Origin of the sequence: Microbacterium azadirachtae, assembly GCF_000956505.1 — a bacterium.
In the GTDB taxonomy this organism is placed as follows: Bacteria; Actinomycetota; Actinomycetes; order Actinomycetales; family Microbacteriaceae; genus Microbacterium; species Microbacterium azadirachtae_A.
In genome coordinates, this window is sequence record NZ_JYIX01000027.1 from 89751 (window position 1) to 116578 (window position 26828).

Consider the following 26828-nt stretch of genomic DNA (forward strand, 5'->3'; position numbering starts at 1 on the left):
CGGATCCCCAGGCCCCTCCGGTAGAGTGGCCAGCGCCCGATCCAGGCCATCTCCGCGGGGTTCGAGCGGCCGATGAGGTGCTCGCCGGCACCGCGGCCCAGCAAAAGGCAGCAATCACGTGACTTCCCCCGGCGACCATCGCCCGCAGGCCACCTCCGACACCGCCGCGTCCGCCGCAGCCGAGCCCGCCGCGGCGGCACGCCCGCTGCGGATCCTCATCGGCGCCGACACCTTCGCTCCCGACGTGAACGGCGCCGCCCGGTTCACGGAGCGCCTCGCCGCCGGCCTCGTGCAGCGCGGCCACGACGTGCACGTCGTCGCCCCCAACCAGGCGTACCGCACCGCGAAGCCTCGCATCGAGGTGATCGAGGGCGAGGCGATGACCCTGCACCGACTGCCATCGGTGCGTTGGGCGCCGCACGACTGGCTGCGCTTCGTGTGGCCGTGGCGCTCGAAGCACTACGCCAGGAAGGTGCTCGACGAGGTGCAGCCCGACGTGGTGCACATCCAGTCGCACATCGTGATCGGACGCGGCCTGTCGCGGATCGCGCACCAGCGCGGCATCCCGGTGATCGCCACGAACCACGTCATGGCCGAGAACATCCTCGACCACACCACGATGCCCAAGTTCATCGACGACATCGTGCTGCGCCTCGCCTGGGCCGACGCGGGCCGCACGTTCGCGCTCACCCGCGCCGTCACGACGCCGACCCGCCGCGCGGCGGACTTCCTCGAGCGCACGATCGACGTCGAGGGCGTCATCCCGATCAGCTGCGGGATCGACCGCACGCAGTACACGCCGGTCATCGGTCCGCGGGAGAAGAACCGCATCGTGTTCGTCGGCCGCCTGACCGCCGAGAAGCAGGTCGAGGTCATCCTCAAGGCGATGACCAAACTGGATCCCGCTCTCGACGTGACGTTCGACATCGTCGGCGGCGGAGACCAGCGCAAGCAGCTCGAGTCGCTCACCCAGCAGCTGGGCCTGCAGGATCGCGTGACCTTCCACGGCCGCACGACCGATGCCGAGCTGCGCGGGCTGCTCAGCCGCGCGTCGCTGTTCGTGATCGCCTCGATCGCCGAGCTGCAGTCGATCGCGACCATGGAGGCGATGGCTTCGGCGCTGCCGATCGTCGCGGCCGACGCGGTCGCGCTGCCCCACCTCGTGCATGACGGCGAGAACGGCTACCTCTTCGAACCCGGCAACGTCAACGAGCTGGCCGCGCGGTTGACCGACGTGCTCACCGCGGATCCCGCCGAACACGAGCGCATGCAGCGCGCCTCGCTCGAAGGTGTGCTCGTGCACGACATCAACCGCACGCTGGACACCTTCGAGGCGCTGTACCGCGACGAGCCGCTGCCGGAGTAGACCGGATGCACATCGTCTTCTTCGGCGACCAGCACGCCGAGTCGCTGGGCGGGGCGCAGGTCTCGATGCGGCTGCAGCGGAAGTATCTGGAGCGGGCGGGGCACACGGTCACGATCGTGGCGCCGCGGATGCACGCCGAGCGGGCGAGGCTCACCGGCGCCGAGGACGACCCGGGATACGTCGACCTTCCGTCGATGCCGATCACGGCCGACCGCGAGTACTCGCTGACCTGGCCGGGGCGGCGCACCGACCGCTTCTTGGACCGAGCGCTCACGCGCCGTCCGCCGGTCGATCTCGTGCACGTGCAGGCCGACTTCTGGGGTGCATACATCGGGCACCGCTTCGCGCACCGGCACGGCATCCCCGCCGTGCACACGATGCACAACCGGGTGGATGTCGGGATCGCCGCGGTGACCCCGCTGCACCGGCCGGTGCTCGGAGCGCTGAACCTGTGGCGGCGCACGGCGCTGCGCGGGATCGGCGTGCAGCCGCATGGCGCCGACGGGTGGGCGTATCTCGCGGGGATCGCTGCGGAGTCGCGTGCGGTGACCGCGCCATCGGGACACTTCGCCCGCAGGCTCGAGCAGCACGGCGTCTTCGGATCCGTGGACGTGATCTGGAACGGCATCGATGACGAGGTGCGCGAGCAGGTGCTCGCCGCCCTTCGACAGGCTCAGGGACCGGCCGGCCAACGGCAGCCGGGCCGGCCGCGGTTCATCTGGCTCGGCCGGATGAGCCCGGAGAAGCGGCTGCTGCCGTTCCTGGAGGCGGTCGTCGCGAGCGACGTGGACGCGGACATCGAGATCGTCGGCGGCGGGGGAGAGCGGCGCGCGGCTGAACGCATCGCCGCGCGGGCGGGGCGTCCGGGGATCCGCTTCGCGGGACGGATCGGCTACTCCGACGTGCTCGCCCGGATCGCCGCGGCCGACGCCGTGGTGCAGACCTCGATCGGTTTCGAGACCCAGGGGATGACGCCGTTCGAGGCCGCGACCCTCGGCACCCCGACGGTCGTGAGCGACCCCGACATCGCCGACGAGCTGCGCGGCGGGCTGTGGGCCGTGCCCGACGCCGGGTCAGGCGAGCCGCGGCGGATCGCCGCCCTGGCCGACACGCTGCGCATCGCCGCGGACGACATCGCGGCCGGTCGTGCGCCCGAGCCGGATCCGCAGGTCGCCGCCGACTTCCGGCAGTCGTCGCGGACCGCGGCGATGCTCGAGGTCTACGAGCGTGCGATCGCGGGTTGAGCGCGCCATCGCTGGTTGAGTGCGCGATCGCTGGTTGAGCGCGCCAGGGCTCAGATCCGTCCCCGCGCGGACGCGTCAGAGCGCCGAGGCGATCAGGCCCGACAGGAGGGCGAACGCGATGCCGACGACGCCCGCTCCGCCGACGCCGATCGCGATGCCCGCCGGCAGCGTGCGACTCCTGCGCGCACCGAGGATCCCGAGGATCAGCGTGACACCGTAGGCGAGGAAAAGGACGACCTCGCCGACGATGTTGTACAGGCTGATGGCGTTCGCGCCCAGGTGCATGTCGTACGAGAGCCGGATGATCACGAAGCGGAAGAGCGCGGTGGAGAGCAGGCTCAGGGCGACGCTCACGATCGCCAGCACGAATGCGGCGCGGGCAAGGCCGCCGGAGTCGCGGGCGGCCGGTGCTCCCGGATAGCCGGCCTGCGTGGTGCTCGCCGGATAGCCGGTCTGCGCGGTGTTGTACGGCGGCGCGGGGGTCGACGTGGCCGGCGCGGGCTGCATGCCCGGCGCGGGCTGCGCGCCCTGCGCGCCCGGCGCGGGCGGGAACTGCTGCGGATCGCTCATGCCGCCGACGCTACCGGCGCCGCCGCGATCGCGGAATGGGGAGCGCTGCCCATGGGGCGAGGGGGACGACGGAGCGGCCGCCGCGGCCCTGGCTCCGGCCGCGGCGCGAGTTGGGCGCGTCGACGGCGGCGGTCGCGTAGAGGAGCGACTGCGTCAGATAGCCGTCTTCAAGTTCGCGCTAGCTGACCTCGACCGTTGTTGATTCGATCGATGGGGGTTCGGGATCTTTCGCACAGGGGTTTTCTCGTGGCGCAGGTACGTGTAGGGGAGTGCTTCTGCACGGTTTCGCTCACCCGTGGCGTCTTCGTGCATTGCTGGTTCTCCTCTCCTCTTCTCTTCTTGGTTCGGTCCTTCGTTCTCCCTTCGCGGCTCGGTTCGGCTTGACTCCTGACTCCTGGCTCTGGCTCTTGGCTCTTGGGTCTCGGCAGCGTGATGTCAGTGCGTCGCTATGGTTCTCTCGGATGCCGGGAGCTTGTCCGGCGATCCATCCTTTGAATCGCTCGCCGGGCCGGCTAACAGTTCGTTGGCACGACCGCTGGTGGGGAGTCCTCACGGCCAGAGGACTCCCCTTCCGCAGAGTGCTACGCGGCGTCCAGCTCTTCGGGGACATCCAGTTCGGCGAACTTGGCCGCCATCGTCGGGTTTCCCTTGGTGAGCTTCTTGACCGTGAGCGCCGTGGCCTTGTCGTTCGCGAGGCGGAGGTTGTTTTCGGAGCCGAGCAGGCCGTCCTTGACCTTCTGGAGACGGTCGATGGCGACGTCGATGTCCTTGATCGCCGCATCGAACTTGCGCTTAGCGAGGTCGTAGTTGCGTCCGAACGCCGACTTGAAGTCTTCGAGCTCGGACTCGAAGTCGGTGATGTCGATGTTCTGCTTCTTGATCTGTTCGAGTTCCGCCTTGACCACGATGGTGTCCTGGGCGGCATTGCGCAGAAGCGCGATGATCGCAAGGAAGAACTGCGGGCGGACGACGAACATCTTCGGGTACAGGTGCGACACGTCCGTGATGCCGGTGTAGAGGTCGGAGTCCTCTTCAAGCATCGAGACGAGCACCGCGTACTCGCAGCCCTTGTCGTTACGGTCCTTGTCGAGCTTGGCGAAGAAGTCGCTGTTCTTCTTCTTCGTCGTGGTGGCGTCGGACTCGTTTTTCATCTCGAACATGATCGAGACGTACTCCACGTCGTCGTCGCTGAAATCGCGGAAGACGTAGTCGCCCTTCGTGCCGGCGGACGCGTCGTTGTCCTTGCCGAACTGCGCGTTGGGGAAGGCGAGCGAGCGCATGCGGTTGAACTCGATCTCGCAGTGCTGCTCGAGGGTTTCGCCGAGGAGCTTCACCGACAGCTTCGCCTTCATGTCCTTATAGCGGTCGATGAGCTCATCCTTCAGAGCGAGCTCCTTGGTGTGCGACTCCTTGAGTGCGGCGTCCTTGACCTTCTGCTCGGCCGCCCGAAGGTCCAGCTTGCTCTTCGCCTCGTTGAGGTTCTTCTCCGCGGCCGAGACCGCTCTTGCAACCGTCAGCTCCTGGTCGGTAGCAGCTGACTTGAGCTCCGACTTCAGCTGCTGGATCTCGGTGTCCTTTGCGGCGCTGACCTTCTGCGCCTGATGCGTCGCATTCGCCACCGCGAGAGCGATCTCGGTTTCCTTGGCCTTCTCGGCTGCCGCGAGACGCGTGTGAAGCTCGTGCTCGAACTCGGTCGTGCGCACCTGCTGCACGATGTCGGCGTACTGCGCCTCGTCGACGGTGAAGAGGGTGCCGCAGTGCGGGCACTTGATCTCGTTCGCAGCGATGGTCGGCGTGATCTCAGTCATGGGTATCTCCAAGTAGGGGCGAGAGCGGATCCTGCAGACGGGCGGCCCCCGGTAGCACCCCGCCTGCAGCGGCGACGTGATGCCGCCGGAACAGATCGTGAACCAGATCGTGGCTCTGCAGGCGGGAGAGACTGATAAGGTGACTTATCACCAAATGCACGCCCAGAGAACCGGCTCCGAGTACCTTGGTCGCATGCCCACAGAGCCTTCGCTTCTCATCGACCTGGCCGGCGTCGCCCGGCTGGCCGCCGTGCAGCGACCCGTAGCATCGATGTGGCGTTCGCGATTCGCAGGTACGACCGATCCCTTTCCGGGGGCTGTCAGTGAGGAGAGCGGTCGGCCGCAGTTTGAGGCTCAGCAGGTCGCCGACTGGCTCGTCCGCACAGGGCACGGGAACAATCCAGAAGCACGCGAGGATGCCGCGGCAGCGGCCGCCCCTGCGGACTTCTCGTTCGCCGACTCGAACGCGGTCGCCGAACTGGAAGCGCTCATCACCCTCTATTCGCAGACTGATGACCCGGGCGAACTCACCCAATCGCAGATCGAGGATGCCGCGGCCAAGGTCGACCCTCTCGATGACATGCTCCAGGCCGAGATCTCCGCTCACGTGCAACGGGGAGCACCATGGCTCGAATACTCAGTTCATCTGATTGACGCGACATACTCGCCGTCGGCTGCGATGGCGCTCGTAGCCCGTCGGCATGCTGTCTCGCGTCGAGCCGCCGGGTCCGCAGGGCCACTCGTAGCCGACGCGATCGCGCTCGTCATCGACGCCACGCTCGCGCTCGTTGGCGACGGCGATGCTGTGACCTTGGATGCTGGCGACGCCACGCTCTCCTCGACGCTCGCGGGCAGACTTGGTGACGACGTGATCATCGTGCTGCCTGCGGGAGCTGACAGTCGGCGAGTTCGACGCCAGCTGCGTGTCGAGGGCCATTGGCTCGCTGATACAGAGCAACCCGCGACGCGCTCCGTCGTTGTCGCGCGCGTTCCGTCTGAGCCAGGTGACGACGTGGCAAGGATGCTGCGAGCGGTCGATGAGGTCTCCTTGTCGTTGCGTGATTCGGACGCGGCGGTGATTATCGGCCCCGCGAGGACCCTCGTCGATCCGTTGGCGCCCACCGACGAGCGGGCGCGCACCGACATCCTTCGATCTGGCCGGGTGCGGGGCATCGCACGCCTGTCTGCCGGCCTGGTCGATAGCGCGACTCGCGAGTCGCTCGCGCTCTGGGTGCTCGGCGAGCCGGTAGGTGAGGTCTCGCTGGCGGAGCGGGTCACCGCCATTGCCGATCTCACCGCGATTCCGCTCACTCTCGCCGCGCGCACCGACCTCGTATCGGACCTGATTGCGGGCATGGGTGGTGGGCGCGACCTGCGCGCCCATCAGTTCCGATTCGCGAGGTTCGTGCGTACGACGTCGCTGCAGGCACGAAGCGGCTCGCTCGTGGCATCGGCGACTCGAAAGCCTGTGCCCGACACCACGGACGCGGCAGAGATTCCCGCTCTTCTCGACCTCGCCGCCGATGCAGTTCGTAACGACTTCGCCCCGATCGAAATCGCTCCCGATGCGCATGACGTCCCGCGCGCCACTTCCCTGCCCGAGCTGATAGATGCCCGACACTTGAGGAGGATTCAGGGCGCCCGCCTCGATCCTGACCTGCTGGGCTCGGAAGGACTCGTCGTGGTGACCTCGTCCGATCTCGATCGTCCTGCGTCGATCGGTCGTGCCCGCGTGGATCAGCTCGCGTTCGCGACCCAATACCCGAACGCGCAGCTCACTCGCCCAGGTGATGTGATCTTCCGAACGAGCCCGACCGCCGCCGCGTGGGTCGACGTCGATGGCTCGAAGGTCGTCGCCTACCCAGCGCGCGTTCTGCGCATTACCGCGGGCGACCCCGGCGGACTGGTGCCCGAGGTTATCGCCGCCGACATCACTGGCGCGGCCGCCGGCCCTGGAGCATGGAAGCGATGGATCCTCCGCCGCGTCGCTCCTCGCACCATCGCGCCGCTCCGCCGGGCCCTCACAGACATCGCCACCGCCCGCGAAGACCTCGCGGCCCGCGCCGCGCGCCTCGACGACCTCGCCGCCCTGATCGTCGCCGGTGCGACGTCGGGCGCGGTAACCATGATCGATACGAACCACGCCGCGGATGCGGCATCCACGCAGTAAGGAACACCATGCCCCGCACACCGAAAGCCGCGCCGCAGGCGCCGTCGACGATGAAGGAGTTGAAAGACACGCTCTGGAAGGCCGCCGACAAGTTGCGCGGCTCGATGGATGCCTCGCAATACAAGGACGTCATCCTCGGGCTCGTTTTCCTCAAGTATGTCTCGGATGCCTTCGACGAGCGCCGTGCCGGCATCCGCACTGAGCTGACCGCCGAGGGGTACGACGACGAGCAGATCGCCGAACTCATAGACGACGCCGACGAGTACACCGGCCGCGGCGTCTTCTGGGTTCCGGCCAACGCTCGATGGGGGTTCCTCGCCGAGAACGCCAAGGGGCTGGGCCCTTCGATGGACGTCCCCGAGAAGTCGGTCGGCGCGCTGATCGATGAGGCGATGGATGCCGTCATGCAGGCCAATCTGCAGCTCTCGGGCACGCTCCCGCGCATCTTCAACCGCGACAACGTCGACCAGCGACGGCTCGGCGAGCTGATCGACCTGTTCAACTCGGCGCGGTTCGCCGCGCAGGGGCAGGGTGGTTCGGACGGACGTCGCGCCCGTGACCTGCTCGGCGAGGTGTACGAGTACTTCCTGGAGAAGTTCGCGGCTGCCGAAGGCAAGCGGGGCGGCGAGTTCTACACGCCCGCCGGAGTCGTACGTGTGCTCGTCGAACTGCTACAGCCGACCCATGGCCGCGTATACGATCCGGCGTGCGGGTCGGGAGGCATGTTCGTGCAGGCCGAGAAGTTCATCGACGCCCACCACGGCGAGGGCAGCGACATCTCGGTCTATGGCCAAGAGCTCAACGAGCGCACCTGGCGCATGGCCAAGATGAACCTCGCCATCCACGGGCTCTCGGGCAACCTCGGCCCCCGCTGGGGCGACACCTTCGCCCGCGACCTGCACCCGGACCTGCAGGCCGACTTCGTGATGGCCAACCCGCCGTTCAACATCAAGGACTGGGCACGCAACGAAGAGGACCCGCGCTGGCGGTTCGGCGTGCCGCCAGCCGGCAACGCGAACTACGCGTGGATCCAGCACATCCTCTCGAAGCTCGCTCCGGGCGGGCAGGCTGGCGTCGTCATGGCCAATGGCTCGATGTCGTCGAACTCCGGCGGTGAGGGCCAGATCCGCGCCGAGATCGTCGAAGCCGACCTAGTCGCCTGTATGGTCGCTCTGCCGACCCAACTGTTCCGTTCCACCGGAATTCCGGTGTGCGCCTGGTTCTTCGCGAAAGACAAGGGTGCGCGTGCGGGCGAGGTGCTCTTCATTGACACCCGCAACCTCGGCCACATGGTCGACCGCGCCGAGCGAGCTCTATCGGATGACGACATCGCACGTATCGCGGGAACGTTCCACGCCTGGCGAGGAATCGAATCGGATGCCGCCTCCCTCGCCTTCCCGGCCAATGAGCTCCCCGTCGTTGATCGAGCGGAGCGAGACGACACGCCCAGGTCGACGGTCGGCATCTATCGTGACGTCCCAGGCTTCTGCCGCTCCGCAACCCTCGCCGAGATCAAGGCCGCCGACTACGCACTGACCCCGGGCCGCTACGTCGGTGCCGCCGAGGCCGAGGATGACAGCGAGCCGATCGAGGAGAAGCTCCCGCGGTTGCAAGCGGAGCTTGAGGCGCAATTCGCCGAGTCAGCGCGGCTGGCACAGGTAGTTCGCGAACAACTTGGGAGGATCTCGTGAATGTCGCGTTCGGTGAACTTGTGGAGTTCGCGGTCGGTGGCGGGTGGGGTGAGGAACAGCCCTCCGATGGCATGGTGCCGGTGCGCGTGATTCGAGGTGCTGACTTCCCCGCGGCGGAGTCTCGCAATCTTGCGTCTGCACCCCTTCGCTATGAGCGGTCAAAGAAGGCCGCGAGTCGCACCTTGCGCGAAGGTGACATCGTGCTCGAGGTCTCAGGCGGTACAAAGGACCGCCCTACCGGCCGATCGATCTTCGTCTCGCCTGAGCTGCTTTCGTCTGTTGACCATGACGTGATTCCCGCCAGCTTCTGCCGGCTGGTGCGCATTGACCGATCGAAGGCATCTCCCGCATTTGTGTATTACGCGCTGAAGGATCTATACGATCGCGGCGGGACCTGGGAATACCAGAATCAATCGACCGGGATCTCCAATTTTCAGTTCGAGACGTTTCGCGCGCGATGGCGACTCGATGTCCCGCCGGTCCACGAGCAGCAAGCGATCGCCGAGGTGCTGGGCGCCCTCGACGACAAGATCGCCGCCAACACAGCCCTCGCCGTCAACACAGAACAGGTTCTTCGAGCCGAGGTCGATGTGGCGTGGTTGCGCAGAGAGGACAGATCATCGACGCTCGCTGACTTCGTCGAGTTCAATCCCAAGGTCAGTGTGCCGCGCAGTGAGTCCGCGATCTACATAGACATGAAGCGACTTCCTGAGTCGGGTTGGTCGATCGACGGGTACGACCATCGAGAGCCGAAAGGTGGCGCGCGATTCCAGAACGGTGACACACTCATGGCTCGGATCACTCCGTGTCTCGAGAACCGAAAGACTGGCTTTGTTGACCATCTGGAGGATGGTGCTGTCGGCATTGGCTCAACCGAGTTCATTGTCATGCGCGCGCGCCATGGCATCGCAGCGCCGACTTCATTTCTCTTGGCTACGGAAGCACGATTCCGCGAGTTCGCGATTCAGCACATGATCGGCACCTCCGGACGTCAGCGAGTGGCTGCTTCCGACCTCGCTGCGTTCGAGTTGCCGACGCCCGACTTCGCTTGGCTCGATCAGTTCGGAAGACGCGCCGATGCGCTCTTCGCGGCGGTTGCTGCGCAAGCACGCGAGAACCGAACCCTTGCGGCGACTCGCGACGCGCTGCTCCCGCAGCTCATGTCGGGCAAGCTTCGCGTCCGTGATGCCGAGGCGGCGGCATCCCGCCGAGCCGGCGCCTGATCACGAACGCTGCCGAGACCCGATACATTCACAAGACCGCACCGTTGCATGAATCTTGGGGGATTCACCGCATGACCGATTACTCCGAATTCCACGAAGCACCCGACGACACGGGAAACGAGATTGAGCTGATCAGCGATGGCGACGGGCTCATCGCCATCGGCCCGCCGGCGGCCGTCGAGCTCCTCGTCGCGTCGGCGGGAGTGCCGTCGCGTGAGCTGGACCTGCGCCCGCTGAACTCGGCGGTCGCGAAGTCCGGATCGGCACTGCAGGGTGCGTCCGAGATCTCGGCCAACGCCGGGCGGTGGATGAAGCTGACCGAGGAGTCGGCGCGTGCCGCGCATAGCGCGAACCTCGTTCAGCGTTCGGGTGGCCAGTTCGTCCAAGCTACGACCCGCGGGGCGAGCGGCCAATTCACGAAGAACCTGCAGATCATCAAGCCAGGCAATGCAGGCGCGTTCCTCACGAACCCCGCGATGCTCGCTGGGGTCGGCGGCATCATGGCGCAGTACGCGATGCAGCAGCAGATGGAAGAGATCACCGAGTACCTCGCGAAGATCGATGCGAAGGTCGACGACATCCTCCGTGCCCAGAAGGACGCAGTGCTGGCCGACATGATCGGCGTCGAACTTATGCTCGACGAAGCCATGGCCGTCCGGACCGAGGTCGGCCGGGTCTCTGAGGTGACCTGGTCGAAGATCCAAGGATCGGCTTCCACGATCGCCCGCACCCAGGCGTATGCGCTGCGCCAGCTCGACGGGCTCGCTGAGAAGCTCGAGAAAGAAACGAAGATGGGCGACCTCGCCGAGCTGTCGAAGCAGGCGCAAGATACCGTGGTCGAGTGGCTGGCAGTCCTTGCGCGTTGCTTCCAGCTGCAGGACGCGATGGCGGTGCTCGAGATCGATCGTGTGCTCGACAGTTCACCCGACGAAATCGATAGCCACCGGCTTGCGTTGCACACAGCGCGTCAGCGGCGACAGGATGCTATCTCGATGGCCACGTCGCAGCTCGTTTCGAGGATGGACGCGGCAGCCACTCGTGCGAACGCCAAGGTGCTGCTGAACCCCGTTTCAGCGAAGGTGGTAGTAAACGCGAGCAACGAGGTCGCGTCGGGTGTCAGAGACCTTCATCTGACCCTCGGGCTCGCTGACGAGCGTGACTTCGTCGAGGCCCGCCGCTGGTCCGCTGCGGCCGCCGATGTGCGCGATGACATGCTCGGTGCCAGCAAGAACGGGCTCCAAGCTGCGGGCCGTTTCAGCACCGAGATGCTCGAGAATGCCCGTCAGTCGACAGGCCGACTGGCAGAGAAACTCGCGAACCGCCTCCAGCGTACCGGCGATTCCTCGTCAACGGACAACCAAAGCCACCTCGAAGAGGAACAGTCATGAGCTTCGCGGTCGTAGATTTCGAGACCACCGGCATCTTGCCGTCGTACCACCACCGGGTCGTGGAGATCGGTGTCACGCACGTCGAGGATGACGGCACGATCACCGCGCGCTGGGAGACGCTGGTCAACCCTGAGCGCGACCTCGGGCCGCAGAGCATTCATGGCATCCGCGCTGCCGACATCCTGGATGCGCCCGTGTTCGCTGACATCGCGGCGGAGTTCGCCGACCTGCTGCGAGGACGAGTGTTCGCGGCACACAACGCGACGTTTGATCTGCGGTTCTTGCACGCTGAATTCGAACGGGCCGGGTACTGGCTGCATGCCGATACGCCGAGCGTTTGCACGATGGCGTTGGGATCGAGCTTCGGCCTCGGTTCTTCCTGCTCCTTGGCGCATGCGTGCGTTACGTGTTCCATCGAACCCGGCCTCTCGCACAGTGCGGGCGCGGATTCTTACGCGACCGCTCAGTTGCTCTCGCATTACCAATGGACGAGCTCCACGTGGCCCGGATGGGCCGAGTATTGGCAGCGCACAGCAGAAACCGGCCGGGCGCACGCATATCCCACGGGTCGGCGGACCAGCACAACGGCAAAGCCTCGGGCCGCGGTATCCGCCTCTCGCGTCAGCTTTCTCGAGCGCATCTCGACCGAGTCTGTACGGTATGCGGTGGAAGGACCAGCGGCAAAGTACACCGCGCTTCTCGACCGCTGCCTCCTAGACGGAATCATCTCTCTGAGCGAAGGTGCACAGCTCGGTGATGTCGCCACAGAGCTCGGCCTCACACGAACTGCGGTTCACGGCATCCACCGCGACTACTTCGTCGAGCTTGAGCGACGCGCGTGGGCGGACGGAGTGCTGACAGAGGACGAGAAGGCCGACCTCCGAGCTGTGGGCGCATTGCTGCAGCTCGACGAGAGCGACATTGCGGCGGCAGTCGATGGTGTGCGGCCCGACGTCAACCTGCCTGCCTCCGAAACGTTTGCTCTCGCGACGGGAGACATGGTCGTACTCACTGGCGACATGATGCGCCCACGCGAGGCATGGGAGGCGGAACTGCGCGACCGCGGGTACCTGCCGCACCCGACCGTGACCAAGAAGGTCAAGCTCGTCGTCGCCGCCGATCTTGACTCCCTGTCCGGCAAGGCGAAGAAGGCCCGCGACTACGGAATCCCGATCGTCACTGAAGACGGACTCGCAAAGCTGCTCGAGAGGTGATGAGCGATGACCGCGCTACCTGAATCTGCATGGGAGCAGGACGCTCTCGAAACGCTCGCCGAGCCGCTGGGGTGGCAACCGGCGAAGGGCGATGAAGTCGCACCAGGGAGCGGTGAGCGCGACACATGGGACGATCTGCTGATCCGTCCCCGTCTGCTCGACGCGCTGCGCCGACTCAACCCCGGCGTGCCCGCTGAGTATCTGCAGCAGGCAGTCGCCGAGATCGCTTCACCGAAGTCGCAAGATGCGATTACCGAGAACCACCGCATCCACCAGTTCCTCGTCAGCGGGTACCCGCTGAGCTACATCGATTCTGACGGAGTCGAGCAGAACCCTCGGCTGCGGCTGCTTGGCTCCGACCCGTCAGAGAATGACTGGCTCGCCGTCAACCAGGTCACGTTGCGACAGGGCGATCTGCATCGACGTTTCGACATCGTGCTGTTCGTCAACGGGATGCCCCTCAGCGTCGTCGAGCTGAAACGTGCGGGGTCCGCGTCCACCGGTGTCGCCCCGGCGCACGCACAGCTGCAGACGTACCTGCGCGAGTTCCCGATGGCGTTTCGGTTCTGCGTGCTCACGCTCGCCAGCGACGGGCTCGAGGCCAAGTACGGCACCCCGTTCACTCCGCTGAATCACTTTGCGCCCTGGAACGTCGACGACGACGGTGCGCCCCTCACGCAACCGCGGATCGAGTGCGGTGCGTCGGTCGAGCCCATCGACGATGCGCTCAGTGGGCTCTTCAACCAAGAGCGCTTTCTGCAGCTCGTGTGCAGCTTCACTGCGTTCGACGAGAACGCCGACGGGCTGACCAAGCGCATCGCCAAACCGCACCAGTACTTCGCGGTGACCAAGGCCGTGGGCTCGACCGTGCAGGCCGTCGAGACCAACGGCAAAGCCGGCGTCGTGTGGCACACGCAGGGCTCAGGCAAGTCCATGGAGATGGAGCTGTACGCGAACCTCGTATCGCGGCATCCGAAGCTCAAGAACCCCACCGTGATCGTCGTGACGGACCGCACCGAGCTCGACGGACAGCTCTTCCAGACGTTCAACCAGAGCCTGCTGCTCGCCGAGAAGCCGGTGCAGGTGCGCGAGCGCGCCCAGTTGCGCAGCGAGCTGAGCAACCGCATCACCGGTGGGATCTACTTCACGACGCTGCAGAAGTTCGGCCTGACCGAGGCCGAGAAGTTGTCGGGCACGCAGCATCCGCTCCTCGCCGACCGACGCAACGTGATCGTCGTCGTCGACGAAGCGCATCGCAGTCACTACGACGATCTGGACGGGTACGCCCGTCACCTACGCGACGCGCTGCCGAACGCAACACTCATCGCCTTCACGGGCACGCCGATCTCGTTTGCCGAGCGCGATACTCGTGCGGTGTTCGGCGACTACATCGACATCTACGACCTCACGCGGGCGGTCGATGACGGCGCGACCGTCCCGGTGTACTTCGAGCCGCGACTCATCAAGGTCTCGTTCGCCGAAGGCGCGACCGAAGAAGACATCGACCGCGCCGCCGACGGATACACGCTCGGCCTCGACGACACCGAACGGGCTCGGCTGGAAGCATCCGTCGCCGTCGTCAACGCCGTGTACGGCGCGCCTGAGCGTATCGAGACCCTGGCCGCCGACCTCGTCGCGCACTGGGAGGAGCGTCGCGAGCGTATGAAGCCGTTCCTCGATTCGCCGGGCAAGGCGCTCATCGTGGGCGGAACGCGCGAGATCTGCGCGCGGCTCTATTCGGCGATCATCGCGCTGCGGCCGGACTGGCACTCTGATGCACTGGACTCCGGACGGATCAAGGTCGTCTACTCGGGATCAGCATCCGACCAGCCGCCGGTGAGCGATCACGTCCGGCGGGACTCTGAGAACAAGGCGATCAAGGCACGGCTGAAGAACGCCGACGACGAGCTGGAGCTCGTGATCGTCAAAGACATGATGCTCACCGGGTTCGACGCCCCGCCGCTGCATACCCTCTATCTCGACCGTCCTCTTAAGGGCGCGCTGCTGATGCAGACGCTCGCGCGTGTGAACCGCACGTTCAAGGGCAAGCAGGACGGACTGCTCGTCGCCTATGCGCCGCTGGCCGACAACCTCGCCAAGGCACTGTCGGAGTACACCGTCTCGGACCAGGAGAACAAGCCGATCGGGCGCGACGTCGACGATGCGGTGGGGATTGCAACCGAACTGGTGGCGCAGATCCGGGAGATGCTTGCCGAGTGCGACTGGCGTTCGATAGTCGCGCAGGGTGGGTCGCGCGCGTGGCGCACCGCGGCGACGACGGCCACGAACTACCTGCGCAACGCCGCGAACCCGCTCAATGCAGAAGAGCTCGGGCCTGAGCGCCTGTCCTACCGCTTCCGGACGGCGACCGGACGGCTCGCTCGCGCGTGGGCCCTCGCCTCGGGCCGCGCCGGACTCGCCGAATTGCACGACGAGATCGGGTTCTACGAAGAGGTCCGCGTATGGATGGCGAAGTTCGACGCCGCTGAGCGGCAGTCACGCGATGAACCGATCCCCGAAGAGATCTCGCGCCTGCTCGGCACTCTGGTCGCGGACTCGATCGCGCCCGGAGACGTGCTCGACATCTACGAAGCGGCCGGACTCCCGCGCCTCGCGCTCGATGACCTCGGACCCGAGTTTCTCGCGAAGGCGCAGGCCGCGCCGAACGCACACCTCGCCATTGAGGCGCTGCGGAAGTCGCTGACCGATGCCGGGGGTGCGGCGATCCGCGGAAACCTCGTGCGTCAGCGCGCGTTTTCGGAACGGATCGCCGAAATCATGAACCGCTACACCAACCAGCAGCTGACCTCGGCGGAGGTCATCGCCGAACTGGTGGAGCTGGCGAAGGAAGTCGCGGCCGAGGCATCCCGCGGATCGCAATTCTCGCCGCCGCTGTCGAGCGACGAGCTCGCGTTCTACGACGCTGTCGCCTCGAACGAGTCAGCGGTGGATGTGCAGGGCGAGGATGTGCTGGCGCAGATCGCGCGCGAACTCGTCGCCGTGATGCGACGCGACGTCCGCACCGACTGGACGGTGCGCGATGACGTGCGCGCAAAGCTGCGTTCGTCGATTAAGCGGCTGCTGGTGAAGTACAAATACCCGCCCGACAAGCAGCCCGAAGCAATCAAGCTCGTGATGGATCAGATGGAGTCGATGGCACCGCGCTATGCGGACGACCGACGACCGTAGCCTCAGCAATTGACGAAAGGGGAACACGGATGGCAATTGCTGGATCGATGACGAGTTCGCCGGAAGAGTTTTGCAAGGAGTGCGATGCCTGAGTTCGATACGCGGGACCATGTCGAAGAGGCGCTCGATGCGCTGAGCGATGGGCTGAACCCCGTTGTTGCGGAGCGCTTCCGCGAGCTCGCGCCGGAGGTCAAGGACTGGACCGAGATTCTCGAGCGCAAGGACCGACAAGCGGGGCGCAGCTTCGCCTGGTACAACCCCCGTGACCTCTCGCTGATCCTCCGCGCGTTCACCGAGTCGTTTGGGTCGCTGGGCTACCCGTTCGCGGGGCTCCTCGGCCGGCAGGCGCAGAACTGGGCGAGCGAGTTGCGAAACGTCCGTAACAAGTGGGCGCACAACGAGGAATTCTCAATCGCCGAGACCTATCGCGCGCTTGACTCGGCGGAGATGCTCTTGCGCGGACTCCGTGCGGATACTCAGGCGGATCGGCTGCGAGAGCTCAAAGTACCGGTGCTCGCGGCGATGACTGCCGAATCGGGAACGGCGGCACCAGTGCAGGATTCCGGTTCAACGCTCGACTCCCCGCTCGCGGCTCCCGACGCCTCAGCAACCAGGCCCGAGGTCGCAGCGACCCCCACGGTCGCGGGCCCCGTCTTCCCAGAACGTGCAGCATCCCTTCCTGACGCCACTGTGGCGATCCGAGTCAGTGCTCTGCCAGATCTGAGCTATGCGCACGCCCGCAACTCCATCGCAATCGTGGATGAGGTCACGATCGACTATCAAGGCGAAGAGATGCGGGGGGCGTCAGTCGAGATCGAGGCGATCTGCAGGCTCGGCTCGCTGGGCGACCCGAAGGTGCTCATCGTCGATCTCGACGGGACAACGCCCACCACTTTGCGCAACGCGGACCTCGTCCTCGATCCGGTGCGCATGCTCGCCGTCGAGCATCCGACCGACGGCGTGGTGCGTGTCACTCTGCGCGATGCCGAAGGCGGTGTGATCGCGTACCACGACAGTCCCGTGACGGTGCTCGCGGCTAATCAGTGGCGCGCGAATCCGCCACAGCTCAGCCTCGAGCTGCTTGCCTCTTTCGTGCAGCCGAACTCTCCCGCAATCGCGGCTCTTCTGGTCGAGGCGTCCGACCATCTTCAGGCCAAGACGGGCAACTCTGCCCTCGACGGTTATCAGCAGGGCTCTCGGGAACGGGTCGATGCGATCGTCGACGCCGTCTACGAAAGCATGCGGGCCCGCGACATCCGCTACGCCGAGCCGCCTGCCAGCTGGGGGCTCGACGGCCAGAAGGTACGCACGCCTTCCGAGGTTCTCGAAGGACGGCTCGGCACCTGCCTCGACACCACGGTGACGCTCGCGGCTGCGCTGGAGGAAGTCGGGATCAACTCCACCCTTTGGCTGCTCCCCGGGCACATCTTCCTCGGCTATTGGCGCGATGAGGCCAGCCTCGACGGGCCGGCTCAACTGGACCCCGCCGAAGCAGTGAACTACGTCGGCATCGGGCAGATCGAGGTCGTCGAGACCACGTTCCTCACGGGCGGAACCACGTCGAAGCCGTTCGGCGATGCACGCCGGCACCACCACATCAGCACCCTCGCCGGCGACGTGTCAGCGGTGCACGGGATCACCGACATCATGCAGGCGCGACTCGCGCGCATCTACCCCTTGCCGAGCCGGGCCATAAGCGAGTCGGGTGAGGTGAAGATCTTCGAGTACGCCGTCGCCCAGGCACCGGACGCCCTGCACTATGCGCCGTCCGCCGAGGCGATCGCCGGAGGCGTCGCTCGCGACGTACCTCCGCGCGTCGCCCTCTGGAAGAACGCGCTGCTCGACCTGAGCCTGCGGAACCGACTCATCAACTACGGCGAGAAGTCCGGATACCCGCTCGCTGTCCCGCAGCCGTCTCTGGCCAAGTTCGAGGACATGATCAACAACGGCACCACCGTCACTCTGGTGCCAAACGACCGCATCCCCACGGTCGACGGCAGCCGCGGCATCCGGTTCGGGCAGGACCTCCCGGAAACCGCTCGCGCAGGGATGCTGACCGAGCGAAAGCAGGTCTTCGTCGGCGTGACCGAGGCGACCTACACGGCCCGCCTGCGGGCGCTCGCCTACAAAGCCCGAACGATCATCGAAGAGACGGGCGCCAACAACCTCTACCTCGCGTTCGGGATGCTGCGCTGGACATTCAACGATCGTGAGCTGCGTTCTCCGCTCGTTCTCGTCCCCGTCAGACTTGCGGCATCGGGTGGCGGCAACACCTTCCGCCTCAGCATCGATGAGGCCGGGGAGTCCGCGCCGAACTATTGCCTGTTGGAGAAGCTGCGACTGAGCTTCGGGCTCGACATTCCCGGCCTCGCCAACCCAGCGAAGGATGACTCTGGAATCGATCTGCCCGCGGCATTCGCCGCGACGCGACGGGCGCTCGCTTCCGCACGGCTGCCGTTCACCGTTGAAGACACCGTCGACCTCTCGATACTTCAGTTCGCCAAGTACAGACTGTGGAAGGACCTGGACGAGAACTGGAAGGAGCTGGCGAGCAACTCACTGGTCACGCACCTGATCCAGACGCCGACGGCCGAATACGTCGACCCGTTCGAGGCACCGACCGCCGTCGACCTCGACGCACTGAACAATGCCGTCCCTGTCTCGGCAGACTCATCGCAGCTCGAAGCGGTTGCCGAGGCGGAAGCCCGACGCACGTTCGTCCTCGAAGGTCCCCCGGGCACGGGCAAGTCCCAGACCATCACCAACCTGCTCGCGCACGCGCTCGCAAATGGGAAGCGCGTGCTGTTCGTCGCCGAGAAGCGCGCCGCCCTCGACGTCGTCAAGGACCGGTTGGATGCCGTGGGCCTCGGCCCTTTCTCACTCGACCTGCACGACAAGGGGGCACGCCCGGCGGCCGTGCGCGCACAGATCCGCGCGGCGATCGACGCGATCGCGCGACCGGACGGAGCAGCCCTCAAGGCGGACACAGAGACCGCAGCAACGAGTCGCAGCTCGCTCAGACGGTACGCGCAGCGCCTCCACGAGCCGAACTCCGCCGGCCTGTCCCTCTACTCCGCCCGCGCACAGCTTCTCGCCTCGGCAGAAGACATCGAAGCCCTTGACATCCCGGCGACGCTGGTCGCGACAGGGACAGAAGAACAGTTCGGCTATCTTCGCGAGCTGCTGCGTACCTTGCCTGAGACCGCGGACCTTGCCCATGCCAGCCCGTTGCATCCTTGGGGCTTCGTGACGGTGTCGATGGCGAATCCAATCGACACGAACCCACTCCACTTCGCCGCACGGGAGTTCGACGCGGCGCTCGCCGACCTCGTCGCTCGTCAGCCGAATCCCGAACTGCTTGCCCTCGCGTCCGCGCCCGGTCAGCTCGATTGCTGGGCGTCGCTGGCGAGTGCGCCACGACACCTTCTCGACGCGATCGACGCCGTGCATGCAAGAACCCTTTCCGGCGAGGTGCCCGCCCTCCAGGATCGGCTCAACGCCAGCAACGCAGATCGCCCTTGGTTCGCCTCGGTAGGTCCCGAAGCGCTTGATGGGGATGTGCAGTCAGTGCATCGGTCAGCGGTCGCCGCGGATGCCTCTGGCTTCTTCGGGCGCCGTAAGCGCCAACGCGCGGTCCTCGCGGGATACGGCACCGCCCTGCGAGTCGAGGCACGCTCGTTCCCTGCCCGGGATGTGACCCCTCTCGCCGCCGACGTCGCACGCACAGCCGACGAGATCGGCGCGTTGCGCGCGGCTCTTGCGACCCTTCCGCTCCCGCTCGTGTCGTCCAACTGGAACCCCTACCTGCGCGAAGGCGTGGAGCCCGCGAAGGCCACTCTCGCGTGGGGGGTCTGGTTGGGCTCCGCACTGTCATCGACCGGCGAGAACGCCGATCTTCGGCAGGCGGTCCGCGGCTACTACGCAGCAAGCCTCCCCGACGCCGACCTCGCCAGCGCGCTCACCAGACTCGCAAGCGCGTGGCGTGCACTCGCGGCAGCGAGCGGCGTGGCCGAGCCGTCGGGCGATGGAATGGACGCGTTCGCCATGTGGGCCGAGCCAGATGGCTTCTTCGCGACGTGGCGGTCTACCGCACCTGCCCGCAATCTCGCGACCACGGAACCGGTCACCCTCGATCGGTGGGTTGCCTTCCGGCAGCACCTCGAGCCGCTCCTTCGCTTCGGCATGACCGCCGCCCACGATGCCCTCCTCACCGGCGCGCTTCCCGCAGACCTCGCTTCGCTCTCCCTCGACAAGGGTATCGCCCAAGCGTCGATCGCTGAGCGGGCGGACTCGCAGGCCATGGCGGCGTTCGACGTACCCGCGCACAACCGCACCATTGGGCGGTTCACCTCGAGTGCGGCCGCAATTCGTGACGCCCTCCATCGGTGGATCCCCGCGGAGATCATCGCCAAGCGCCGAATCGATCCCGCGTATGAGGGGGGCATGATGGGCGAGCTCAAACGGCAGCTCGCACGCCAGCGCGGCGGAATGACAGTGCGCGCCCTGTTCGAGAACTACGGCGACCTCATTACGCAGATCGCCCCCTGCGTTCTCATGAGTCCCGAGTCGGTGGCGCGCTTCTTCCCTGCGAGGGCGAAGATGTTCGACATCGTGGTGTTCGACGAGGCATCCCAGATCCGTGTGGCGGATGCAGTCGGGGCAATGGGGCGCGGCACCTCGGTCGTTGTCGTCGGCGACAGCAAGCAGATGCCACCGTCAAGCTTCGCCGACGTGAGCAATGACATCGACGCGGATGCCTCGTCTATCGCCGACGTCGTTGCCGATGAGGAGTCTATCCTCATCGAGTGCGTCCAGGCCCGGGTTCCGCGCAAATGGCTGTCGTGGCACTACCGCAGCCAGGATGAGGCTCTGATCTCATTCAGCAACCACGCGTACTACGACAGTCGGCTCTCGTCCTTCCCCGCGCCCTGGTCCGCCGACGCCCCCAATGTGGACACCGACCACGGGATCTCCCTCGTGCGCGTCGCCGGCCATTTCAACCGCGCCGGCCGTGGCCGCGACCTGCGAACGAATGCCGTCGAAGCCGAAGCCATAGTTCGTGAGGTCGCGCAGCGATTCGCGAACTCGCCCAACGAAACGCCCTCGCTCGGGATCATCACCTTCAACGCCCAGCAACGCACGCTCATCGAGACCCTCCTGCGAGAAGCCCCCGACGAGAGGCTCGCTCATGCCCTGGATGAGCGCGACGGCCTGTTCGTGAAGAACCTCGAGAACGTTCAGGGCGACGAACGGGACACCATCCTGTTCTCGGTCGCGTTTAGCGCGAACGAGCGCGGGATCATCCCCCTCAACTTCGGGCCACTCTCGCGCGCAGGCGGCGAGCGACGACTCAACGTCGCCATCACCCGCGCCCGTCGCCAGGTGATCCTGTTCGCCAGCTTCGACCCTTCCGAGTTGCGCGCGGAGGAGACCGCGTCGATCGGCATCAAGCACCTCAAGGGGTACCTCGAGCTCGCCGCATCCGGAGTCGAATCGACGACTGACATTGCCCACCGTGACCGGCTGATCGATCGCCACCGGGAGGAGATCGCGGACGAGCTGCGCTACCGCGGATTCGCTGTCCAGACCGACATCGGGCTGTCAGACTTCCGCGTCGATATCTCGATCGCCGATGCGGCCGCCCCCGGGCAACCCCTCGTCGCGGTTCTCCTCGACGGCGAGAGCTGGCGTGCACGCCGCACGGTCGCGGACCGCGATGGCCTCCCCGTCGACGTGCTGAAGGGCCTCATGAAGTGGCCGGGTGTTGAGCGGGTATGGCTCCCTGAATGGCTCCAAGAGCGCGAGTCTACGCTCGCTCGACTCTCGGCCGCAGTTGTGAAGGCTGGCGCCGTGCTCCGGCTTGAGCAAGCGAAGGCCCAGCCGCGACCTTCCCCGTCGCGGCCAAACGCGCCGGACGTCCCGCAAGTGACCGATGAACCCAGCCTGCTTCGTTCAGCATCGCGGAGCGACGTGGCCGCACCCGTCAGCACGGAGCTGCGCCACCCGCGCCTACGCCAATACGTCGAGTGGGAACCAAAGCGATTCGGTACGACCGACACACTCGATCGGCTCCCACACGACGCCGCAACCGAGAAGGTGCGCTCTGTCCTGCGAGAGATCGTGCAGAAGGAGGGACCCATCCACAAGATGAGGCTCGCGCGGCTCGCCGCTGAGTCGTTCGGACTGAACCGTGTCGCCGCGGCGCGCGCCGAGGCGATCCTTCGCTGCCTGCCGCCGGAGTTTCTCCGCACGACCGACCGATCTTGCGCTTGGCCGACCGGGGTCGATCCTGTCGAGTGGCGAGATGTCCGTCGCAGCCAACCTGGCGATGGTCGCATCATCGACCACGTTCCCCTTGAAGAGATCGCGAACGCCATGGCGGTCGTCGCCGAACTCGGCGGTGGCATGAACGAGGACGAGCTCAAGCGCGAGTCGCTGAGTCTCTTCGGCGGCAAGCGCCTCACCGAAGGGGTTTCGTCGCGACTCGATTCCGGACTGCAGCGCGGCCTCGAGAGTGGACGAATCGAACACGACAATCGAGGGCTGTTCCAGGCCGTCGACGCTTCATGATTGGAAGGTGCACGAGAAGCGCTCGGTGCCCTCCCCGGAGCGTCTCGTCTCGGTGATCGAGCAAGCCTACGCCCGAAAGGGCCCGGCGGGTTGCTCTTGGGTGACGGCGTCAACCACAAGCGCAATTCAGGCGCACAGAGTTGGGCCGCGAACACAGTCCGCCGCGCGCAGGCTGAGGATCTGTCGATCCCGCGGCTGATGCCTCACGGCTTCCGGCAGTCCGCAGCATCGCTGCGATCAGCTCGGGCGCGAACGTGAGGCCGTGCCGCGGATGCTGGGGCACGCGTCGGTGACCATGGCGCCCTACACCTACGCCGACTTCTTCGACGACGATCTGGATGCTGTCGCATCGCGCCTCGACGATGCAACGCCACTCGTGGCGCTGTCGGCGGGTCCGCAAACCCGCTGCGCTCGACCGCAGGACCCCGCAGAGAGCAGATTGCTCAGATATCCGAGGGGGTTCGAGACGCCCGAAATGCTCGTTTTCGGCGTTCCTAGACGCCCGGAGAAGCACTTCACGTCGACTTATAGCATTTCTCAAGATGCGACCGAAAAGCGGCAATAGACGCATCCGAGTGCTCTGACTTCAGAAGAAAACACGTGATCAGACGATGGGCGCCGCCGCCAGCGCTTCCTCAACGTCCTCGCGCGAGATCCCCGGAGCCTCGGTGAGCATGGATCCGAAGGTCCGCGGATCCCACTCCAATCCCAGCGCGGCGTTGGCCTCCGTGAGCACCGCGACGAAGCGGTTGACGGGACCGAACGCGAGCATCCCGCTGAGGAGTCGTGCGCCGCGCACACCGCGTTGCGATGTGCCGACGAGCTTCACGGAGCCTCGGGCGTTGATGCTGTACTCTCCGGGGCAGTACTCGCCGGGCACCTCACCCAGCCGGGCGTCGACGCCGAGCCCGCGCAGGGCGTCGACGATCGTCCTGCCCGCCTGGGCGAACAGGGCGGTGGGGTCGGCATGTGACTCCTCGCGCTCGACCAGGTCGAAGACGAGGCACGTCTCGTCATAGGCGGCGGCGCGGCCGCCGGTCGGGCGGATCGCCGGTGTGAAGCCGAGTCGCTCCGCCGCGGCTACGGCGATGTCGTAGCCGGGCATCAGGCTCTCCCGCCGGGTCAGGGCGAGCGTCGGCGCCGGCGTGTACAGACGGAGCAGCCGCTGCGGACCCTCTCCGGACGCGACCTGTCGGAGCAGCGCGACTGACCGCTCCAGGTCGTCCGCGCCGGGGAACGACTGCCGGATCACGTCCCCGGGGATCGGGACGAGGCGATCCGAGGACCCCTCCGGCGTCATCGTGCCCAGTGCGCCGGCGCCGGGAGCGCGTGGTCGCGCACCTCGATGCCGTCGGGGCCGATCGACGCCGTGCAGTAGAGGAGCGACTGCGTCGGGTAGCCGTGCGTGCGGTTGTCCCGGATGATCGCGCGGTCGTCGGAAGGATCCAGCTCCGCCGTCGTTGCGAGCAGCCGGATCCAGGACTCCGGCCAGTCCTCGTCGCGGGTCGGATGTGCACGGAACTCCGGGAGCCAGCGCGCGATGCGGGCGGTCTCCGGGTCGTCGAGATCGGAGTGCGCGATCATGTGCACGCCCGGGGGCACCGGAGTCTCGCGCAGCGCGGTGCCGTCCCAGGACAGCACGCGGGCGCCGTCGGGGGAGACCTCGAGGAGGTTGAAGCCGTGCATGTGCTCCGAGCCGGTGGGCGAGGTGCCGGTGACGGACGCCGGTGCCAGCGTGCCGCGCGAGACGGCCTGATCGTTGGGGAGGTCGAGCACATCGGCGCGGTTCAGCAGCACCGCGAGCCGGTGCGAGGCGGGATCGACCGCGAGCCATGCGCCACCCGCACGGCGGTCGCGGATCCCGATCACCCCTGGGCGGTCGGGCCACCACTCGCCGAGCGCGTCCCACTCGCGCAGCGGATCCTCATCCCGCACGGCCAGCAGCCGCACCACCGGTTCCTGAGCCCCTCGAAGGGCGCCGACCTCGATCACGACGGTGCACACGCGCCTCAGTCTAGGCACGCCACGCCCCCTCGTGGCGTCGATGCCCCCTCGTACGAACGTCTCCCAAAGGGGGCGTCGATCGCACGAGGGGGCATCGAAGTCCAAGGGGCGCACGTGGGCGCACACGGGCGTGCGTGCGCGCTTCCAGCCCGCACTCCCGGCATCTCGGGCAGAATCGAGGGATGGACATCGTGGTGGGGGTCTCCGGCGGCATCGCGGCCTACAAGTCGGTGCAGCTCGTGCGGCTCCTCGTGAAGGCGGGGCACGCGGTCACCGTCGTCCCCACCGAGGATGCGCTGCGCTTCGTGGGTGCACCGACGTGGGAGGCGATCAGCCGCAACCCGGTCACCACGAGCGTGCACGACGACGTGGCGAAGGTGCGTCACGTGGCCCTGGGACAGGGCGCCGACCTGGTCGTGGTCGCGCCCGCCACCGCGAACACGATCGCGCGCATGGCCGCGGGCATCGCCGACAACCTCCTCGGCACGACGCTCCTGGCGACGACCGCTCCCGTGCTCATCGCCCCCGCGATGCACGCCGAGATGTGGGCGCACCCCGCGACGCAGGCGAACATCCGCACGCTGGTCGAGCGCGGCGTGCATCTGATCGGGCCGGACGACGGCGAGCTCGCGGGCGGCGACAGCGGACCCGGCCGGATGAGCGAGCCAGAGGCGATCGCCGAGGCCGCGCTGCGCCTGCTCGCCCCGCAGGATCTCGTCGGCCTGACGGTCGTGGTCTCCGCGGGCGGCACGCGCGAGCCGATCGACCCCGTGCGCTATCTCGGCAACCGCTCCAGCGGGCGGCAGGGCGCGGCCCTCGCCGTCGAGGCTGCGACCCGCGGCGCCGACGTCGAGCTCGTCGCAGCCAACCTCGCGGGGGAGGTCCTCGCCGAGGCGGGACATCCGCGGATCAGGATCCGTCCCGTCGCGACGGCCGCGGAGCTCGCGACCGCGATGAAGGAGGCGGCGGACCGCGCGGATGTCGTGGTCATGGCCGCCGCCGTCGCCGACTACCGGCCCGCCCAGGCCGCCGCGCATAAGCTCACCAAGGAGGACGGGATCCTCGAGCGGATCGAGCTCGTGGAGAACGAGGACGTGCTCGCCGCGCTCGGAGCCGCCCGTCTGGCAGGCGGAGCGCCCGTGGGGCAGATCATCCTCGGCTTCGCCGCGGAGACGGCGACGGATCCCGAAGCCCGGCGCGACCGCGCACGCCGCAAGCGCGAGCGCAAGGGCGCCGACCTGCTCGCCGTGAATCTCGCCGACGCCGAGCACGGGTTCGAGAAGCGCGAGAACGCGGTCGAGGTCATCGGTCCCGACGGGGCCGTGGTCACCGTGGCGTCCGGCTCGAAGCGCGCGGTCGCCGCGGCGCTGTGGGATGCCGTGGTCGCGCTCCGCGGCTGATGCCGAGCCCTGCCCGGGGCTGGTGCCCGCGTGCGAGCGGGAGTAATCTTTTCATATCGCAAAATCAAAGTTTCATAGAATGGAATGCAATGAACGCTCCTCTGCCTACCACCAGCCCGCGCGAGATCGCGCCGGAGCTGGCGCGCTCGTGGCTCCTGGTCGCGGCGACGAGGCCGGAGACGTTCGACGACGCGGTGCGCTCGCACGCCGACGCCGTCGTGCTCGACGTGGAGGACGCGGTCGACGCGAGCCACAAGGACTCCGCACGCGATGACGTCGTGCGCTGGCTGCACGGTGCCGACGCGGACGGCAAGGCCAACCGCGCGTGGGTGCGCATCAACGATGCGACCAGCGAGCACTGGTCCCCGGATCTGGACGGGCTGCGCGACGCCCCTGGTCTGCAGGGCGTGATGCTCGCCAAGACCGAGTTCGGCGGCCAGGTGATGGACACGTTCAACCGTCTCGGCGCCAGGGTGCCCGTCGTCGCACTCGTCGAGTCCGCGGTCGGCATCGAGAATGCGACTGAGATCGCGCGGGCCAAGGGCGCCTTCCGGCTCGCCTTCGGCAGTGGAGACTTCCGCCGCGACACCGGTATGTCGGCCGACCGCGAGGCGATGGCCTACCCGCGGGCGCGCCTCGTCATCTCGAGTCGCGCCGGCGGCCTGCCCGGTCCGATCGACGGCCCGACCGTCGGATCCAGCCACCCGATCCTGCGCGAGCAGTCCGCCATCACCGTCTCGATGGGGATGACCGGCAAGCTGTGCCTGCAGGCCGACCAGGCCCCGGTCGTGAACGAGGTGATCAGCCCCACCCGCACCGACGTCGAGTGGGCCTACGAGTTCCTCGAGGACTTCGAGGCGCGCGGGTGCATCGTCCGCGACGGCAGCGACCTGCCCCGCCTCGGCCGCGCCCGCAAGATCATGCAGCTCGCCGAGGCCTTCGGCGTGCTGCCCGCCGCCCGCTGACCCCCGGTCGCTGAGCCCGTCGAAGG

Annotated in this window: 15 protein-coding genes; 11 read left to right on the forward strand and 4 right to left on the reverse strand. The window is 67.0% G+C overall.

What is annotated here, in order from left to right; translation table 11 throughout:
* Positions 1–205 precede the first annotated feature (205 nt).
* Both RS86_RS04215 and RS86_RS04220 read left to right on the forward strand, forming a co-directional pair.
* Positions 206–1366, forward strand: coding sequence for a glycosyltransferase (locus RS86_RS04215; RefSeq protein WP_235281607.1), 1161 nt, complete (start codon positions 206–208; stop codon positions 1364–1366).
* A gap of 5 nt (positions 1367–1371) precedes the next feature.
* Entirely contained in the window at positions 1372–2610 is a 1239-nt protein-coding gene (locus tag RS86_RS04220; RefSeq protein WP_045270955.1) for a glycosyltransferase family 4 protein, read from the forward strand.
* Between the two features lie 75 nt (positions 2611–2685).
* Here RS86_RS04220 and RS86_RS04225 read toward each other — a convergent pair whose 3' ends face one another.
* Together RS86_RS04225 and RS86_RS04230 are read right to left on the reverse strand one after the other, a co-directional pair.
* The gene (locus RS86_RS04225) at positions 2686–3180 is read right to left on the reverse strand and encodes a hypothetical protein (RefSeq protein ID WP_045270956.1); all 495 of its coding nucleotides are present in this window, start codon (positions 3178–3180) and stop codon (positions 2686–2688) included.
* A gap of 581 nt (positions 3181–3761) precedes the next feature.
* Entirely contained in the window at positions 3762–4988 is a 1227-nt protein-coding gene (locus RS86_RS04230; protein WP_045270957.1) for a DUF2130 domain-containing protein, read from the reverse strand.
* A gap of 97 nt (positions 4989–5085) precedes the next feature.
* Between RS86_RS04230 and RS86_RS19780 the strand changes: the two genes are divergently transcribed.
* From RS86_RS19780 to RS86_RS04265, 7 genes are all read left to right on the forward strand, one after another.
* Positions 5086–7158: a hypothetical protein gene (locus RS86_RS19780; RefSeq protein WP_152642061.1), complete on the forward strand. Its 2073-nt coding sequence runs from the start codon at positions 5086–5088 to the stop codon at positions 7156–7158.
* An 8-nt stretch (positions 7159–7166) separates the two neighbouring features.
* A complete protein-coding gene (locus RS86_RS04240) occupies positions 7167–8849 on the forward strand; it encodes a type I restriction-modification system subunit M (RefSeq protein ID WP_045270958.1) in 1683 nt (560 codons plus the stop codon).
* Positions 8846–10072, forward strand: a complete 1227-nt coding sequence (locus tag RS86_RS19785) for a restriction endonuclease subunit S (RefSeq protein ID WP_052680068.1) — start codon at positions 8846–8848, stop codon at positions 10070–10072. The genes RS86_RS04240 and RS86_RS19785 overlap by 4 nt, the downstream gene beginning before the upstream one ends.
* Positions 10073–10143: 71 nt before the next feature.
* Positions 10144–11460, forward strand: a complete 1317-nt coding sequence (locus RS86_RS04250; RefSeq protein ID WP_045270959.1) for a hypothetical protein — start codon at positions 10144–10146, stop codon at positions 11458–11460.
* Complete coding sequence (locus RS86_RS04255; RefSeq protein ID WP_045270960.1) at positions 11457–12674, forward strand: exonuclease domain-containing protein; 1218 nt, start codon at positions 11457–11459, stop codon at positions 12672–12674. The genes RS86_RS04250 and RS86_RS04255 overlap by 4 nt, the downstream gene beginning before the upstream one ends.
* Before the next feature lie 6 nt (positions 12675–12680).
* Entirely contained in the window at positions 12681–15863 is a 3183-nt protein-coding gene (locus RS86_RS04260; RefSeq protein WP_045270961.1) for a type I restriction endonuclease subunit R, read from the forward strand.
* Positions 15864–15947: 84 nt separating this feature from the next.
* Positions 15948–22433 carry a DUF3320 domain-containing protein gene (locus tag RS86_RS04265; RefSeq protein WP_045270962.1) on the forward strand — a complete coding sequence of 2162 codons (6486 nt, stop codon included), beginning with the start codon at positions 15948–15950 and terminating at the stop codon, positions 22431–22433.
* Between the two features lie 604 nt (positions 22434–23037).
* Here RS86_RS04265 and RS86_RS04270 read toward each other — a convergent pair.
* Together RS86_RS04270 and RS86_RS04275 are read right to left on the reverse strand one after the other, a co-directional pair.
* A complete protein-coding gene (locus RS86_RS04270; RefSeq protein ID WP_045270963.1) occupies positions 23038–23733 on the reverse strand; it encodes a lipoate--protein ligase family protein in 696 nt (231 codons plus the stop codon).
* Positions 23730–24437 carry an NRDE family protein gene (locus tag RS86_RS04275; RefSeq protein ID WP_045270964.1) on the reverse strand — a complete coding sequence of 236 codons (708 nt, stop codon included), beginning with the start codon at positions 24435–24437 and terminating at the stop codon, positions 23730–23732. The genes RS86_RS04270 and RS86_RS04275 overlap by 4 nt, the downstream gene beginning before the upstream one ends.
* Positions 24438–24619: 182 nt before the next feature.
* Here RS86_RS04275 and coaBC point away from each other — a divergent pair, with 182 nt between their 5' ends.
* Together coaBC and RS86_RS04285 are read left to right on the forward strand one after the other, a co-directional pair.
* A complete protein-coding gene (gene coaBC / locus RS86_RS04280; protein WP_045270965.1) occupies positions 24620–25837 on the forward strand; it encodes a bifunctional phosphopantothenoylcysteine decarboxylase/phosphopantothenate--cysteine ligase CoaBC in 1218 nt (405 codons plus the stop codon).
* 89 nt (positions 25838–25926) lie between these two features.
* Positions 25927–26802, forward strand: a complete 876-nt coding sequence (locus RS86_RS04285; protein ID WP_045270966.1) for an HpcH/HpaI aldolase/citrate lyase family protein — start codon at positions 25927–25929, stop codon at positions 26800–26802.
* Positions 26803–26828: the final 26 nt, after the last annotated feature.